The organism is Nocardia sp. NPDC051911, assembly GCF_040681035.1.
GTDB lineage: Bacteria > Actinomycetota > Actinomycetes > Mycobacteriales > Mycobacteriaceae > Nocardia > Nocardia sichangensis.
Genome location: NZ_JBFAXY010000027.1, coordinates 75,464 through 91,315 on the forward strand (window position 1 = coordinate 75,464; position 15,852 = coordinate 91,315).

Here is a 15,852-nt window from a genome sequence, read left to right on the forward strand (position 1 = left end):
AAACAGGCAAGCCTGGGTCTGAAGTGCCTGTGCCACAGCATATTCGCGACTTCACAAGGTGCACGAAGCGGTTCTCTCGAGCAGCGCGCAGTCATGCTCGCGTGCTGAGCAGTTCAGCTGATCTACGGCGGGGAACAAACGGGCGCTATTGCGTGTTGTCGCTGATGCCGCTACCGTGAGGCGGTCTCCATCTTGTGGATGTAGGTGTCGACCCCCTCCCACAAGAATCCACAGTCGCCACGGCGGTCTCGTATACCGTGCGCCGGCAGCACGTCCGGAGCAGACAGCGCCCAGCCACCTAACGGCGCATGCAACGAGCGTCATTCCCGTAGGCGGCATTCATCGGCAACCCGCCACATTCATTGCCCCCCGTAGGAGAAAACCATGCAAGACAACACTATCCACAGTGAAGACAGCCCCACCGGGGAGAACCGGACTACATCGGTCACCGGCATCCTCGACATCACGCACAACCACGCCTCGCTGCACGTCGACGGTTATCTGCCCGGACCGCGGGACGCTCATGTGCCCGCGCGTTTGATCCGCGAGCACGGCCTGCGCCGCGGCGATACCGTCACCGGCACGGTCGGACCGAAACGTGAAGGCGCCAAACTCGCACCGCTTGTCGGAGTGGACAGCATCAACGGCTTGCCACCCGGCAATACCAGAGCGCGACCGCACTTCGCCGATTTGATCCCCATCTATCCCCAGGACCGTCTACGGCTGGAGACCGAGCCGCATGAACTGACCACCCGCGTCACCGATCTGGTCATGCCGATCGGCAAGGGCCAGCGCGCGCTGGTCGTCGCACCGCCCAAGGCGGGCAAAACCTCTGTGCTGCAAGCCATCGCGCACGGCATCGCCAAGAATCATCCCGAATGCCAGCTGATGCTGGTATTGGTCGGGGAACGCCCGGAAGAGGTGACCGACCTGTCCCGAGCGGTACCGGCCGAGGTCGCCGCCGCGACCTTCGACCAACCGGCCCAGGACCACATCGCACTCGCCGAACTGGCCATCGAACACGCGAAACGCCTTGTCGAAATGGGTCACGACGTCGTCGTGCTGCTGGACTCGCTGACCCGGCTTGCCCGCGCCTACAACCTGGCGGCCGCCGGGTCCGGCCGCATCCTCTCCGGCGGCGTCGATGCCGGGGCACTCGCGCCACCGAAGAAATTCCTCGGCGCCGCACGAAATATCGAGCACGGCGGCTCGCTCACCATCATCGCCACTGCCCTGGTCGAGACCGGCTCGCTCGCCGACACCGTGATCTTCGAGGAATACAAGGGGACCGGAAACGCCGAACTGAAGCTCGATCGGCACCTCGCCGACCGCCGTCTGTTCCCCGCGATCGACATCGACCGCTCCAGCACCCGCAAAGAGGAACTGCTGCTGTCCGCCGACGAGCTCACGGCCACGGGGTCCCTGCGCAAGACCCTCTCGGGCCGCGACCCGCAGCAAGCGCTCGAACTGCTACTGACCGGCCTCCGTCAAACCGGAACCAACCCGGAATTCCTGACCCAGATTCGCAACGCGGGCTGACAAGGGTCTACTGCGCCTGGAGACCGGCATCTACCCCACTCGCCGCACCGAGCGAGTCGACACAGTCCTCGCGGCTCCGCGGATTGTGGATCATTCCTGGGGTGTGCGATCGAGCATCGTGAGGTAGGCATCGAGCTGGGCCGCGCCGGCGAGCAGGTTGCGGCTGCGCGCGGTCAGCCGGTCCTGCCAGGAGTCGAGGAAAGCCCGCAGCGCGTCCGCTCCGCCTGCCTCGCGCAGTGACTCGATGAACTGCGCGACCTGGGACAGCAGGTAGCCGCCTCGGCGCAATTGTCGTGCGATCTCGGCGTCGCGTATGCAGTCCGGTCCGTATTGGCGATAGCCCGTTGCCCGATCGCGTTCGGGGCGCAGGATGCCCTGGGTCTCCCAGGTGCGCAGGGTCGCCGGGTGCACGCGGATTCGGCGTGCGAGTTCGCCCACGGTCAACGGTCGACCGTGGACCGGAGTCGGCATCGCGGTGGACAGACTGCCCAAGGCCTTGGCGACCTCGGTGCGTGTGTCGCGTTCGGTGAGCAGCGCGACGTGGGAGGCGTCGATGAGCCGGTAGGCGGACTCGGTATCGCCGCGGTTGGCCGCGCGCATGATCTCCCTTGCCTGCTGGTGCCCGTGGCCACCCCGCAACGCCAGGAAAGCGCGTAGCGCCTGCGCGTGCAGGAGCGTGTAGCGCCGGTAACCGGTCTCGCTGCGCTCGGTCGGCGGGAGGATGCCCGCGTCGTCGTAGTTGCGGATCGCCTGTGCGGACAACCCGTGTTCCCGGGCGATGTCGATGGGCCGCAGGATGCACCTCCGATCGAGTCTTTGCTCCCTGGCTTCCAGGTAAAAGCGGTAGAAGTCCCTGCGCGCCGCGCTTCCCCCCATGGGCTCAGCGGCCCGCGGCGGTGAGCTGGTGATCCGCTTCGAGCAGCATCCACCCGCTCAGCTGTACCGAGAGATCGCTGCTCAGGTTCGCCGACGAAGCGGCGGACGAGTGGGTGAACTGGGGAAAGGTTTCCGGATGCGCCGGCACCGTGACCGGGCGGGTCCAGTCCACACCGAACAGTGGTAGCCCATCCACCTCGGCGCGGTGTTTCCAGGCCGCCTGCGCGGAGGCGTGCACGATATTCGCCGCGGTGGTGTCGCCCAAGGACAGTGCGGCTTCCGCGAGATATCTGGCGAGGATGCCCATGAACAGCCCGGAGTCGTCGCCGGAGGCCGCGACGATCACCCCGGCGTCGGTGAGCCTGTCCCCCGCCGCGGCGACGAGATCTGCCACGCGCCTGCGATGGTGCGATTCACCTGTGCGAAGCGCCAGCTCGGTCTCCAACCCGATGGCCACCCCCTGGCAGTAGGTGTGGACGGTCCGCTCTACTCGTCCGCCGGGCTCATGGACACCGTCGAGAACCAGGCCACTGGCGGTGTCGCGCAATCGAGTGTGCAGGAAATCGGCGAGTTGTCCGGCGCGCGACAGTTCGCCCAAACGCGCCATAGCGATGCCGGTCGGACCGATCGCGGGGGTGTTGTAGTACTCGTCGCCGGACCGCCAGGGCACCGCACCGACGTCCGGATTCCATCCCTCGATCAAACCGGCTCGCAGCTCGCCGACGGCGTCGCCGAAGCGGACGCCGAGCAGCCGGTCGGCGCGTTCGAGTGCCAATACCAACCAGGACATATCGTCGTAGTACCGGTTGGTCCAGCCGGTGAGGTTGCGGGTACGGATACCGCGTGCGATGGCGACGACCCGGTCTATGCGTTCGGGCCTGCCGGCACGATACGCGGCGTCCACCGCACAGTCGAGAAGGTGGGCTTGCCACCAGTAGCACCATCGCGCGAACGACTGGTCCAGCAAGGACCCTGGCCAGACGAGCGTGCCCAGCCGCATCTGCGGCTGACCCCAGAGCGTGCGCACGTGCCGCTGCACGATGGCCTGTTCCGCCAGGTCCGCCCGCCTCCCCGGCTCCTCCGGGCCCGGGGAGACTTTCCGCGTGATCGTCACCGCCTGCGCGGGCTGGGCCAATGCGGTGAGTGCGATCGCTGCTCCGGCCGCCAGCAGCACACCGCGCCGACTGATTTCCTTCTTCCGGCGATCCATCCGCTCGGACTCCCTTTACTGAACAACGATCATCGGAGCCGGAAACCGGGCAGCTGGATCCTATCGCGTAACGACCATTACGGCGCGGCGGCGACGGCTCCCCCGGTGCGGGCGGCAACGCTCAGCGCGGCTCCTGCCGGTCCGAGATCGGGAACGCTGCCCACACCGCCGCACGGTTCTGCAAAACGCCCGAACATCATCGGCCTGACCTTTCGAACGCACTGCAAATGCCGCATACCGCGCTGGCCGGTTCGGTCAGCGCGGTATTCCCGAGATCGACGGTGCTGAGGGAATCTCAGGGATTCATTCGGCGACCCGCGGCGGTTGGCCTCCGCCCTTTCACGCGGCGTGCAGAGCCGCAGCCACCTTGCGGGTCATTTCGTCGACGACGGGGCCGGGCTGACCGTTGCGGCTCGTTGCGGCAGCGGCTTCGAGGGCGACCAGCACGGTGCTGCGGAAGTTGTCGGCCTCGGCGGGATCCTGCTGGTCGAGCAGAGCCACCGCGGCAGCCAGGGCCGGCAGCACTTGGTCGGCGAGCTCGGCGACGGTCCTGCCGGTCAGGTGGATGTCCTTGGACTTCGCGTTCAGCACGTGCCCGACCCGACCGGTCGCCGACGTCAACGCGATAGAGCCGGCGGTGGCGGCCTTGTGGGGCTTATCGGAGGCGGCGGCGAGCAAGGAAACCGCGCCGTAGGCGGCAGAGCGGACGGTGGCCTTGTCCTGGTCGGTCAGGGTGAGGGTGGCGGACATTTTGTGCTCCTTCGAAAACCGTTGTGGCAGTGGCCCGAACCGGTGTCGATCCGGGCCCGTTTTGTTCGATGGGCATACTTTGTCCGGAGCGGCTGACAGCGCACTGATGCCGACCTGACACGGTGACTGACACAGCGTCCGACCCGTTACCCCACGATGATGGTCACCGCTGACGGGTGCTGATGGTTGGGTCGACGCGGTATGCGGGCACTACGGCTCGTTCGGCCTACCGAAACCACCTCCGACGTGCCGACTTGCGGGGCTCCATCTGGACGACGATCCCGCCGAAACGTGCCTCCTGCATGGTCGCGGGGTGTCCGTCGATAAAACATGCACCGGTTCGAGTGGTCTCGACGCATTCCTCCTTCTGGGAGCCGGAGCCGTCCGGGTGCTCGAGCGTATCCGCGTAGTAGCAGATCATCCCGCCACTCATACTGGTGTTGAAACCCCTGACCCGGCGCCCGGCGTGGTCGGTGGTGCGGCTCAGGCAGTGATCGCAGACCGCGCGGGGGTAGCGTTCCTCATAGATCGTCGGCCGGTCGCAGTGCGGGCAGGGTTGCGTGTATCGACGCCCAGCGGCCGGACTTTGCATCAGGAAATCATTGCGGGCGAAGATGCTGCGTGCCGAGTCTCCTCGGACGCCCCTGCGCCGCAGTCCGATTAGAAGGAACTCGGCGTAGTCGGCTACCTCGGGAGCGATCGCTCCGCTCCGGGGTATCTCGCCTATGCGTGTGAGGCCGCCGTCGTAGGCCTCGAGCGCCAGGCGGTGCGCCACCGACAGTTCGCTGTCGGGGATGTGTCTGTTGGCATGTTCGGCTTGGGACAAGTGTTCGGCGATTACCGATTCGATGGTGTCTCCGCTCGCGGACAGTAGCCCGCTGCCGTAACTGGTCGTGGTCACCAGGACGTAGCCGTCCATCTCGCCGCGGTCGGTTCCGATTGTCTGTAAGAACGCGAAACCTTGCCCGTAGCGAGCATTCTCCAGCCCCTGGTGGGGGTATGGGACAAGAGTGTCGGGATCCCGCACCAGATCGCGCGCGATTCGCAGCGCTTCATCGTAGGTCGGCGGAGAGCTCTGGTCTGGCCGCTTCATGACCGAAAGCCTATCGCGCTGAACTTCTCTGACCTGAAAGCGAATTCGGCAGTACAGGATGCTCAGAACCGCGGTCGAGGCGAGGGCCCGATCACTCCGCGACAGTCCCATAAGACGCACGACAGAATCTGGAGTGCCGAAGCTTATCCTTCGGTCGCCCTGGACGTTTGGGTCCCAGTGGAATCAGTGGCTGCGATCGCGAGAGCGGCCAGGTCGAGGTGGATGTCGTCCAGCGGGACGGTGGAGCATTCGGCACGAGCGATGATCATGGCACCCTCGACCGCTGACAGCATGAGTGCCGCGAGCCGTTCGGCGCGCGCCGCCGGAATGCCGTACCGCACCAGCGCCTGGGTCAACGCGGTGCGCCATTGCCGATAGGCGTCACGGCAAGCGAGGGTGAGTGCTGTGGAGCGCGGAGCGGAATCGAGGGTGACCGTGCTGACCGGGCACCCGCCCAGATAGCCCGATTCGACGAGTCCGCGGCTCAAGTGCAGGGCGAATTGCTCACAGAAGGAGCGCACATCCGGCGCGTGGGCGGCAGTTTCCCGAATCAACCGGGTGAACTCCTCCGCGGATTCCTCGATCGCCGCGACCGCCAGCTCTTGCTTCCCGCCCGGGAACAGGTAGTACAGCGAGCCCCGGGGGGCGCCGCTGGCAGCGACGATCTCACTGAGCCCGGTGGCCTGATAGCCCTGGCGTTGCAGTAACTCGCGGGCGGCCGCCACCAGGCGCGGCCGGGAATCGGACGGGGGACGAGGCATGTCTCCAGAATACTATGCCGATCGGTCAAGCTACGATCATACTATGATGACTGGTCAAGTTACTTTCGAGAAAGGACGATAGGGATGAAGGTGCTGCTTACGGGTGCGACCGGGTTTTTGGGGCAACGTGTGGTGCATCGGCTGGTGGCCGACGGACACGACGTATCGACGTTGGTCCGGGGCACGGGCAGGCGCATTCCGCAGGTAACCGTCGTGCCGGGCAGCCTCGAGGACGTGGCGGCCTGGGAAGATCGGCTGGCCGGTATCGACGTCGTCGTTCATGCGGCGGGGTTGGTGTCGACGTGGGCTCCTCAGCGTGCCCTCGATGAGGCGATCGTGGAGGGCACGCGCGATGTGCTGGCTGCGGCCGTGCGGCACGGTGTACGCCGATTCGTCTATATCAGCAGTGAATCAGTGCTGCAGGATGGCCGGCCGCTGCTCGACATCACCGAATCCCAGCCCACCCCGGCCGTGCCCAGCTCGCGCTACGGCCAAGCGAAACTCGCCGCCGAACACCTGATCCGCGCGCACGCGGATGTGATCGAGACGATCGTGCTGCGGCCCACCTTCATCTGGGGTCCGGGTTCGGGGCAGCTGGCCGACCTGGCCACCCGCGCCCGCGCCGGCAAGCTGCCGCTGATCGATCACGGCATGGCAAGTTTCGAACATGTCCACGTCGACAACGTCGCCGCCGCTGTCGCCGCCGCGCTGAGCGAGGGCACGCCCGGCGGCACGTACCTCATCACCAACGCCGAGCCGATGCCGGTCCGCGAGTTTCTGACCGGCGTGCTCGCTGCCCAGGGCGCGTCGATGCCGACTCGGTCGGTCCCGTCCGGGCCGCTATTCGCCCTCGCCCGTGCCGCCGAATGGCTCTGGTCCACCCTGCCGCTGCCCGGGCGTCCGCCACTGACCCGATTCGAGATCGAATTCCTGGCCCTGCCAATGCGATACGACATCACCCTGGCCCGCCGCGAGCTGAAGTACGAGCCCGCCGTCGGCTTCGCAGAGGGCATCGCCGGTCTCGACGAAACCCGCCAGCCCATCTAGCCGCAGCGCGGATCGGGCGGAGCCGCCCCATCACCGATCGAGGTTCCGCTTTCACGGGTCTGGCTCTAGTCGACTCGATGCGCGCTCATGCCGATGAGCGGATGTCAAGAAGCGAACTTGGCGACGGCTTGCGCGGTGACCGGCGTGAAGAGGTTGATCAGGTTGCCGTCGGGATCGCGGAACAGCAACGACCGGTTCCCCCACGGCATCGTCGTAGGTTCGTTGACGAAATCCTCGACCGCATCCCGCAACCGTCGGTAATCGGCATCGACATCGGGGACCAGGAATTCGATGATCGCGGTGTGGTTGTCGGCTGGGCGCGCGCTGCCTGCCGCGAACAGCGCCACGGTGCGGGTGCTTCCGATCGCGAGTGCGCCGGCCGGTGTGACGATTTCGGCGAAATCCGGTGTAGCCCACGTCGCTTCGACACCGGTCACGTGCTGATAGAAGCTGACCAACCGCTGGATGTCATCGGTGATCAGGCGGATCGAGACGAGCTTCATTGTGCGCTCCTGCTGTCGGATGAGGCGGAAGTTCCGCCGCCGCATGCCACCGTAGAGCCGATACCGGACAGTTTCCGCCCGGTATAGATGCGAGAATTTCCCGATGACGCGCCCCACCGCCCGCGTGCTGGCCCTGCTCGAGCTGTTGCAGGCCGGCGGTACCCATACCGTCGGTGAACTGGCCGGACGGCTGGGCGTCGATGAACGCACCGTCAGGCGATACGTCACCCATCTCACCGACCTGGATATCCCCGTCCGATCGGCTCGGGGCCGCTACGGGGGCTACCAGCTCGCCCCCGGGTACCGAATGCCGCCGCTGATGCTGACCGACGACGAGGCGGTGGCGGTGTTACTCGGACTCCTTACCAACCGCGGCGCCGACCGATCGACAGCTTCCGCCCGCGCAGCCGACAGCGCTACGGCCAAACTCCGCCGCGTCCTGCCCGCCCGCCTGACGGCCCGGCTGGACGCATTGATCAACACCGCCGAGTTCACCGCCGACGCTCGCCCGGAAGCCGCTGTCGAGACCGCCGTCCTGCTCCGCCTCGCCGAGGCCACCCGCGAGCACCGACCGGTCGCGATCGACTACACCGACCGAAACGGGCGGCCCAGCGAGCGGACCGTGCACCCCTACGGGCTCGTCGACCACTCCGGCCGGTGGTACCTCACAGGACAGGACAGCAACAGCGACGAACTACGCCAGTTCAGGCTGGACCGGATCACCGCGGTGACCACACTGCCCGGAACGTTCACTCCGCCCACCGGATTCGAGCCGGCAGCTCACCTACTGTCCGCATTTGCCACGGCGCCCTACCGGCACGAAGTATCGATCCGAGTGCAGGGCACGCTCAGCCAGGTCCGCCCGCTGCTCCCCGCGACGATCGCGACCATGCACGAGATCGACTCACCGCCGGCCGACACCCGCCCGTGGGTCCGGGTCCGAATCCGGGCCGAACAACTCGACTGGATTCCCCCAGTCCTCGCCGGCCTGAATCGCCCGTTCGTCATCGAACACCCCGACACCCTCAAAGACGCCGTACGCGCCCTGGCCTACCGACTCACCGCGGCCGCCGACGGCCATAGGTAGCCCCCACCGGGCACCGAGACTCGATCCTGGCCCGGATCAAGCCCTACCACCAGTCTCGAGTAGCCGCATAGCGCGCTCATCGAAACCGGCTAGCGGGCTGGATACGGGGTGCTCCGGCTCGCCTGCTGGAACGCACACATGAACGCGGACGCCGCGGCGATCGGCGCGTACCGGGTGATGACCGTGGCGGCCTGCCCAGGGACGCCCTCCGGCGGCTTACTCTCGGCGAACTCGCACACCATCGCGGCACGTGCCTCCCGGTCCTCCCGCCGGAGCCCGTACAGCGCGGTGACCAACCAGTTCACCAGGTGGGTAGCGGTGAAGCCGCGGCCCTAGCTTGGTTCTGGAAGAACGTGGCGCCCTCCGGCGAGAGGTCGAACCCACAGGAGAGCGCGAGGGCGCGATACACCCTGCGACGAGCGGCCCTCATCCACATCGGCGGATGAGGGCCGTCCAGTCAGTGCGGTGGCTGGTTCACGCCGCGGCTCACTGGGAAGGCGCCAGTACCGGGCTGTTGTGATAGGCGGCGATCAGCCACTGATGGTTGCGCTTCTCGAGGACCCACGTCGCGTTCACCTTGCGCTCGTCGGTGGGAACTTCGGTCTCGCCGGCGAACAGGATGGCGGATTCGCTGATGACGATCGCGGCATCCTCGCCGATGAAGCGGACGCTGAGCTGTTTGTTGTAGGTTGAGCTGCCCGCGAGCGGCCCTGCGAAGGCCAGCGCCATGCTCTGGCGGATCACCTCACGACTGTCGCGGAGCGAGCCCGCCATGATGGCAGTCGCGTCCACGGTGTAGTTGGCGACCATGGCGTCGGCGTCGCCCGCCTCCCACGCCTTGTAGGAATCAGCCAGCACGGCCTGGATCGCGGCCTCGTCTGCGGCGCGATGGTTCGACATCGGAGTCTCCCTTGGTGGTCGGATCGCCTGCAGTGTTCCGGCGACCTCGGGAATACATACCGGCGGCGGCATCAGAACTCATCGCGCCGCTGGAAGGAAACTCTCGGGTCTAGGCGTCGAGTCGGGCCGCCAGGCCGAAAGCCGCGAAAATCTCGGGATCCTGGAACACCGAATTCCGGCTGATGCCCTCGGGGGTGACTGTGAAGATCTGGAGCGTGTGCAGTTCGTACCGGCCACCGACGCGCTGATAGGCGGCGAATCCGGGTTGGCCCCCGTTGGCGGCGACCTGCTGGAGAACCCAGTCCTTCCCGGCCGCCTCGAAGACCCATTCCATGAACAGGCCGTAGTTGCCGCGGCCGGAGAACCAGTTGAGCATCGGCGGCATCTCCATAATCACGTCCTCGGTGAGCAGACGCTTGAGGCCCTCGATATCGGCGCGCGCGAACGCCGTCATGTAGCGCTCGACCCAGGCGCGCTGCTCGGTCGTGGACGGTTCGCGGACCCGTTCCAACCCGACCCCGACCTCTTTCAGGCGGGTCCGCGCCCGCTGCAGGGAGCTGTTCACCGATACGACGGTGGTGCCGAGAATTTCCGCCGTCTCGGCCGCGGAGAAGCTGAGCACCTCACGCAGGATCAGCGCACCGCGCTGACGCGCCGACAGGTGCTGCAGGGCGGAAGCGAATGCCAAGCGCAGGCTGCTGTGATCGATCACGGTTGCGGACGGATCGGCGTTGTCCAGCAACGAATCCGGTAAGGGCTGCAGCCAGCCGGCGTGCTCTCCCCGCACGAACGGCCCGAGCGGATCCGCCGCGGCCACCAGTCCCGATGGCAGCGGTCGGCCGCCGCGAGTCTGCAGCGCGGTCAGGCAGACGTTGGTCGCGATCCGGTAGAGCCAGGTGCGCAGTGAGCTGCGCGTTTCGTCGTACTGCTCCCGCGCCCGCCACGCCCGCAGATACGTGTCTTGGACCAGGTCCTCAGCGTCGTGCGCCGAGCCCAGCATCCGGTAGCAGTACGCCAGCAGCTCCGTCCGAAACGGTTCGATCCGACGATCGAAGCCTTCTTCCCTCGTCATCACGCCTCATCTCCACGACCGTCACAAGCACCGGATCGGCGACTGCGGTGGTCATCCGCTGCGGAAGGGTCCACCACCACGCGGGTCGTCAACAGCCCGGACATGGCCGACCTCTCGACCATCCGCTTCAGCCGCATACCGCGCTGACCGAACCGACCGGCGCGCAGCCCGGCCGTACGGCTGGGCCCCACCCGAGATACCGGACGGGGGCCCAGCAGAGTCTCTACTAGCAACGATGTGCGCGCTACCCTATTTCTTCGCAGCGCCTCAGACGTTGAAGCGGAACTCGACCACGTCGCCGTCGGTCATGACGTAGTCCTTGCCTTCCATGCGGACCTTGCCCGCGGCTTTGGCGGCGGCCATGGAGCCTGCATCGATGAGGTCGGCGTAGGCGACGACTTCGGCCTTGATGAAGCCGCGTTCGAAGTCGGTGTGGATGACGCCGGCGGCCTTCGGGGCGGTGTCGCCCTGGTGGATGGTCCAGGCGCGGGCTTCTTTCGGGCCCGCGGTGAGGTAGGTCTGCAGGCCGAGGGTGTGGAAGCCGGCGCGGGCCAAGGCGTGCAGGCCGGGTTCGGTCTGGCCGATGGATTCGAGGAGCTCGATGGCGGATTCCTCGTCGAGTTCGAGGAGCTCGGCCTCGACCTTGGCGTCGAGGAAGACCGAATCGGCCGGGGCGACGGAAGCTTTCAGCTCGGCGACCTTCGCCTCGTCGGTGAGCACCGACTCGTCGGCGTTGAAGACGTAGAGGAAGGGCTTCGTAGTGAGCAGCGAGAGCTCTTTCAGCAGCTCGGTGTCCACCTTGTCGGCCGCGGCGAACAGGGTGGTGCCGCTGTTGAGGATCTCCTGCGCGGCCTTCGCGGCGTCGGCGACCGGCTTGCGGTCCTTCTTGACCTTCGCTTCCTTCTCCAACCGCACGACCGCCTTCTCCAGGGTCTGCAGGTCGGCCAGGATGAGTTCGGTCTCGATCACCTCGATGTCGGCGCCCGGGTCGACGCGGCCGTCGACGTGCACCACGTCATCATCGGCGAACACCCGTACCACCTGGCAGATGGCGTCGGCCTCGCGGATGTTGGCGAGGAATTTGTTTCCCAGGCCCGCCCCCTCGGACGCGCCCTTCACGATGCCGGCGATGTCGACGAACGACACGGTGGCGGGCACGATCCGCTCGGAGGAGAAGATCTCGGCCAGCTTGTTCAGCCTCGGATCGGGCAGGGGCACCACGCCGACGTTCGGCTCGATGGTCGCGAACGGGTAGTTCGCGGCGAGCACGTCGTTCTTGGTCAACGCATTGAACAGCGTCGACTTGCCGACGTTGGGCAGACCGACAATTCCGAGGGTGAGACTCACGAGGAACAGAGTCTACGCGGCGCGCCGACCCGGCTCTCCCGCGAGTGGCACATGGCGGAGGGGCCTCTCGGACTTTGCCGCAGCCATGTGCCACTCGCGGCCCGTTTCAGGGGATGAGGACGACTTTGCCGAGGTTGGCGTGGGCTTCGATGGCGGCGTGGGCTGCGGCGGCTTGGTCGAGGGGGTATTCGGCGTGGACGGCGGGACGTAGTTGGCCGGAGGCGAAGTATTGCCAGAGTTCTTGGCGCCAGTGTTCGTAGACGTCGGGCTGGGTTTTCGCGATGCGGGCCATCTGGAAGCCGATGACGGATTTCGCGCCGACGAGCAGGTCGTAGGCCTGAATGGTGCCGCCGCCGGAACTGTAGGCGACCAACCGGCCACCGGGAGCCAGCGCCGCGATCGCGGGTGAGAGCAGATCGCCGCCGACGGCGTCCAGCACGTAGTCGGCGGGAGCGCCCCAGGACTCCTGGCCGTACTCGACCACGTCGTCGGCTCCGAGTTCCCGCACGAACTCCGACTTCGCGAGATCCGACACCGCGCCGACCACCCGCGCCGCGCCACGGACCCGCGCCAACTGGACCGCGAGGTGGCCGACGCCGCTCGCGGCGGCGGTGATCAGGGCGGACTCCCCTTCCCTTGGCGATGCGGCGCTGAGCGCACCGAGCGCCACCAGGCCGCTGCGCACCAGCGCGACCGCGTCCACCGCCGACGCACCGTCCGGAATCGGCGACGCCATGGCAGCCGAGAGCAGGGCGTAGTCGGCGTAGCCGTGTCCGAACACGAGACCGGTCACGCGGTAGCCGGGCCCGTATCGGTCGACGCCCTCGCCCACCGCGACCACCTCGCCCGCGATCTCGCCGCCCAACGCGATCGGTTCGCGCTGCTCACGCACCTTCCGCACCACCGGCAGGGTCACCCCGACCGCCTCGACACGGACCAGAAGCTCACCCGGCCCTGGTGTCGGGACTTCGACCGAGACGAGCTCGAGCACCTCGGGACCACCGCTGCGCTCGTACTGCACCCGCCGCATCACACCTCCAGAAATCGTCAGGAGGCGCAACGGTAACCGGATCGCGGGTGGTGATCACAGTCCACTACACGCTGTAGTGGTACATCTCACCGCTGGTCGAGACCGGCGGAGAGCAGCCGGAGCATTGGGTCCGCGGCGATGCCGTGCGGTCCATCATCGAGGCGATGGCTATGGCGGACCTCGCGCGGATGGTCATCGTCAGCAACAGCGCCCGAGTCGCCGCACCCGGCGACAATCGGTTCCCCGCTTCGTGGTGAAGCCGCTGATCCTGTGCCCGCTGTTGCGGCACAGCCTGGCCGGCACGTCCGCGGCGGAGCACGTCGTCCGTGATTCGGCGCTGGACTGGACGATCGTCCGCGCGCTTCAACTCTCGAGGCACTCCTGTCGGTCCCCCGGCGTAGCGTGACCGCATGGAGCCGACCTCCGAGGTGGTGACGGCGCGTCCGGCACCCACGCTCGCCTCGTTCATCGACCGGTACGTCGGTTATCGCATGTCCGGGTTCGCGGCGGGGATGCATCGTGGGTTGCCGTCGCGGCACATGACTTTCATCGTCGCGATCGGGCCCACGATCGACGTCGTCGAGCAGACGGATCCACGGCAGTCGCCCCAGAACTATCGGTGTGTGCTGAGCGGCCTGCAAGCGAGCACGGCGCTGATCGCGCACGACGGTCGTCAGGAAGGTGTGGCCGTGTCACTCACGCCGCTGGGTTGCCGCACCTTGTTCGGCATGCCCGCGGCGGCGCTGTGGGACACGTCGGTCGAATTCGCCGACGTCGTCGGACCTGTCGGATCGGAGCTGTGGGAGCGATTGCAATACGCGCCGAGCTGGCCGGAGCGTTTCGGTGTCTGTGATCGGGTGCTCTCGGCGCTGGCCGATCCGGTCCGTGTGGTCGGTCCCGAACTCGCCTGGGCATGGCGTGCGGTGGTCGGTTCCGGCGGCGGAATCGCGGTCGGCTCGCTCGCCGCGGAGGTCGGGTGGACCAGACAGCATCTGACGCGCCGGTTCAAGCGCGAGTTCGGCCTGAGCCCGAAACTCGCGGCCCGGATCACGCGCTTCGAACAGGCGCGCCGGATGCTGGCGCACACGCCCTCCTACGTCACCATCGCCCAGGTGGCCGCCACGTGTGGGTATTACGACCAGGCTCATCTGGATCGGGACTTCGCCGACCTCGCCGGAACCAGCCCGACCGCGTGGCTGGCCGAGGAGATTCCATCCGTCCAAGCCCCGGACGAGTCCGCCGGATGACGATGAAGGCATGACGAATCCGACAGAAGTCAGCACCCGCACCGCCGTCTGGCCCACGCTCGTTTTCCGCGATGCCCGCGCGATGGCCACCTTCCTGATCGAGGCGTTCGGCTTCCGGGAGGCCGCGCTCTACGCCCGCGAGGACGACCCATCGATCGTCGAGCACGCGGAACTGCGCTGGCCGCTGGGCGGCGGTGTCATGTTCGGCTCGGCAGGTAAGGACGACAGCCCGTTCAGCACCCGCCCGACCGGCACCAACTCGGTCTATCTCGTCTGCGAGGAGCCCGACGCGCTGTTCGCCCGCGCCACCGCCGCGGGCGCCGAAGTGGTCCGTGGCCTGCGCGACGAGGACTACGGCTCACGCGGCTTCACGGTCCGCGACCCGGAAGGCAATCTCTGGAGCTTCGGCACCTACTGGGGCGCTTGATCGGCCTGGGGACGAAGCCTCCTCGCAGAGCGCAGCCGCGGCCCGGCGACGACAGGCGAACCGAGCACACCCGCTCAGCGCCCGCCGAAGCCCGACATCGCGATGCCGCGGATGAACGCGCGCTGGGCTATCGCGTAGATGAGCAGCAGTGGGAGCAAGATGACGACCGCGGCGGCCATGAGGATGGGCCACTGGGTGTAGTACTGGCCTTGCAGCCGGACCAGTCCCAGTGTCGCGGTGGCGACGTCGTCGCGCTGGATCATGACCAGCGGCCAGAGGAAGTCGTTCCACACGGTGATCCAGGTGAGCACGGCGAGCACCATCAGGGCCGGACGGGTGTGCGGCAGCAGCACCCGCCAGTACACCTGCCAGGTGGAACAGCCGTCGAGGATGGCGGCCTCCTCGAGTTCCTCGGGCAGCGTGCGGAAGAACTGCCGCATCAGATACGTGCCGAACGCACTGCCGAACAGGCCGGGCACGATCATCGCCCACGGGGTGTCCACCCAGCCGAACGCCCGCATCAGCAGGAACTGCGGAATCACCGTCACGGTCAACGGCACCATCAGCGTCGCGAGGTAGGCCAGGAACAGCATGTCGCGCCCACGAAAACGCAGACGCGCGAAGGCATAACCGGCCAACGAGCAGAAGAAGACCTGCCCCGCCGTGACGCACAGCGCGTAGATGGTGGTGTTGAGCAGCATCCGCCCCATCGGCAGCAGATCGAAGACCTTCTCGTAGTTCGACCACTGCGGCCGCTGCGGAAGGAACGCCGCATCGGCGATCTCGCCGTCCCGTTTCAGCGAGCCCGACACCGCCCACAGGATCGGCAGCAGCGCGCACCACGCGATGCCGACCAGCACCGCGTATATCGCGGTTCCGCGCACCACTCGCCGCACGATAGCCCGGTCGACGCGGCCGATCGCGACGAACGCGCGGTCGCGTCGAACCGGCAGCGCGCGCCGC

Annotated in this window: 17 protein-coding genes; 5 read left to right on the top strand and 12 right to left on the bottom strand. The window is 67.1% G+C overall.

Annotation, left to right across the window (positions count from 1 at the left end):
* Positions 1–384: 384 nt before the first annotated feature.
* Positions 385–1,539, top strand: a complete 1,155-nt coding sequence (locus AB0L97_RS28320; protein WP_364435236.1) for a transcription termination factor Rho, short form — start codon at positions 385–387, stop codon at positions 1,537–1,539.
* A gap of 90 nt (positions 1,540–1,629) precedes the next feature.
* Here AB0L97_RS28320 and AB0L97_RS28325 read toward each other — a convergent pair whose 3' ends face one another.
* From AB0L97_RS28325 to AB0L97_RS28345, 5 genes are all read right to left on the bottom strand, one after another.
* Positions 1,630–2,334, bottom strand: a complete 705-nt coding sequence (locus AB0L97_RS28325) for a MerR family transcriptional regulator (protein ID WP_364435329.1) — start codon at positions 2,332–2,334, stop codon at positions 1,630–1,632.
* Between the two features lie 85 nt (positions 2,335–2,419).
* Positions 2,420–3,625, bottom strand: coding sequence for a glycoside hydrolase family 76 protein (locus tag AB0L97_RS28330; RefSeq protein ID WP_364435239.1), 1,206 nt, complete (start codon positions 3,623–3,625; stop codon positions 2,420–2,422).
* A gap of 339 nt (positions 3,626–3,964) precedes the next feature.
* Positions 3,965–4,375 carry a hypothetical protein gene (locus tag AB0L97_RS28335; RefSeq protein WP_364435242.1) on the bottom strand — a complete coding sequence of 137 codons (411 nt, stop codon included), beginning with the start codon at positions 4,373–4,375 and terminating at the stop codon, positions 3,965–3,967.
* A 226-nt stretch (positions 4,376–4,601) separates the two neighbouring features.
* Positions 4,602–5,579 carry a hypothetical protein gene (locus AB0L97_RS28340; protein ID WP_364435245.1) on the bottom strand — a complete coding sequence of 326 codons (978 nt, stop codon included), beginning with the start codon at positions 5,577–5,579 and terminating at the stop codon, positions 4,602–4,604.
* Between the two features lie 32 nt (positions 5,580–5,611).
* Positions 5,612–6,229 carry a TetR/AcrR family transcriptional regulator gene (locus AB0L97_RS28345; protein ID WP_355078632.1) on the bottom strand — a complete coding sequence of 206 codons (618 nt, stop codon included), beginning with the start codon at positions 6,227–6,229 and terminating at the stop codon, positions 5,612–5,614.
* Between the two features lie 84 nt (positions 6,230–6,313).
* On the opposite strand from AB0L97_RS28345, the gene AB0L97_RS28350 reads away from it, so the two are divergent.
* Positions 6,314–7,276, top strand: coding sequence for an NAD-dependent epimerase/dehydratase family protein (locus tag AB0L97_RS28350; RefSeq protein WP_364435250.1), 963 nt, complete (start codon positions 6,314–6,316; stop codon positions 7,274–7,276).
* A gap of 104 nt (positions 7,277–7,380) precedes the next feature.
* Here the strand turns inward: AB0L97_RS28350 and AB0L97_RS28355 are convergent, their stop codons facing one another.
* Positions 7,381–7,779 carry a VOC family protein gene (locus AB0L97_RS28355; RefSeq protein WP_364435253.1) on the bottom strand — a complete coding sequence of 133 codons (399 nt, stop codon included), beginning with the start codon at positions 7,777–7,779 and terminating at the stop codon, positions 7,381–7,383.
* 103 nt (positions 7,780–7,882) lie between these two features.
* Between AB0L97_RS28355 and AB0L97_RS28360 the strand changes: the two genes are divergently transcribed.
* Positions 7,883–8,866, top strand: coding sequence for a YafY family protein (locus AB0L97_RS28360; protein WP_364435256.1), 984 nt, complete (start codon positions 7,883–7,885; stop codon positions 8,864–8,866).
* Positions 8,867–8,955: 89 nt separating this feature from the next.
* Here the strand turns inward: AB0L97_RS28360 and AB0L97_RS28365 are convergent, their stop codons facing one another.
* The 5 genes from AB0L97_RS28365 to AB0L97_RS28385 all read right to left on the bottom strand — a co-directional run bounded on the left by AB0L97_RS28365 (position 8,956) and on the right by AB0L97_RS28385 (position 13,215).
* Positions 8,956–9,162, bottom strand: a complete 207-nt coding sequence (locus AB0L97_RS28365; RefSeq protein ID WP_364435259.1) for a hypothetical protein — start codon at positions 9,160–9,162, stop codon at positions 8,956–8,958.
* Between the two features lie 190 nt (positions 9,163–9,352).
* Positions 9,353–9,766 carry an SgcJ/EcaC family oxidoreductase gene (locus tag AB0L97_RS28370; protein WP_364435262.1) on the bottom strand — a complete coding sequence of 138 codons (414 nt, stop codon included), beginning with the start codon at positions 9,764–9,766 and terminating at the stop codon, positions 9,353–9,355.
* 109 nt (positions 9,767–9,875) lie between these two features.
* On the bottom strand, positions 9,876–10,838 hold the full coding sequence (locus AB0L97_RS28375) for an RNA polymerase subunit sigma-70 (RefSeq protein WP_364435265.1): 963 nt from the start codon (positions 10,836–10,838) through the stop codon (positions 9,876–9,878).
* A gap of 267 nt (positions 10,839–11,105) precedes the next feature.
* A complete protein-coding gene (ychF, locus tag AB0L97_RS28380) occupies positions 11,106–12,185 on the bottom strand; it encodes a redox-regulated ATPase YchF (RefSeq protein ID WP_364435268.1) in 1,080 nt (359 codons plus the stop codon).
* Positions 12,186–12,291: 106 nt separating this feature from the next.
* Positions 12,292–13,215, bottom strand: a complete 924-nt coding sequence (locus tag AB0L97_RS28385; RefSeq protein ID WP_355078625.1) for a zinc-binding dehydrogenase — start codon at positions 13,213–13,215, stop codon at positions 12,292–12,294.
* Between the two features lie 410 nt (positions 13,216–13,625).
* On the opposite strand from AB0L97_RS28385, the gene AB0L97_RS28390 reads away from it, so the two are divergent.
* Both AB0L97_RS28390 and AB0L97_RS28395 read left to right on the top strand, forming a co-directional pair.
* Complete coding sequence (locus AB0L97_RS28390) at positions 13,626–14,462, top strand: helix-turn-helix domain-containing protein (protein WP_364435272.1); 837 nt, start codon at positions 13,626–13,628, stop codon at positions 14,460–14,462.
* 10 nt (positions 14,463–14,472) lie between these two features.
* The gene (locus tag AB0L97_RS28395) at positions 14,473–14,889 is read left to right on the top strand and encodes a VOC family protein (RefSeq protein WP_364435275.1); all 417 of its coding nucleotides are present in this window, start codon (positions 14,473–14,475) and stop codon (positions 14,887–14,889) included.
* A 74-nt stretch (positions 14,890–14,963) separates the two neighbouring features.
* On the opposite strand, the gene AB0L97_RS28400 is transcribed toward AB0L97_RS28395, so the two are convergent.
* Positions 14,964–15,809 (bottom strand): carbohydrate ABC transporter permease, encoded by an 846-nt coding sequence (locus tag AB0L97_RS28400; protein ID WP_364435332.1) that lies wholly within the window; start codon positions 15,807–15,809, stop codon positions 14,964–14,966.
* Positions 15,810–15,852 lie beyond the last annotated feature (43 nt).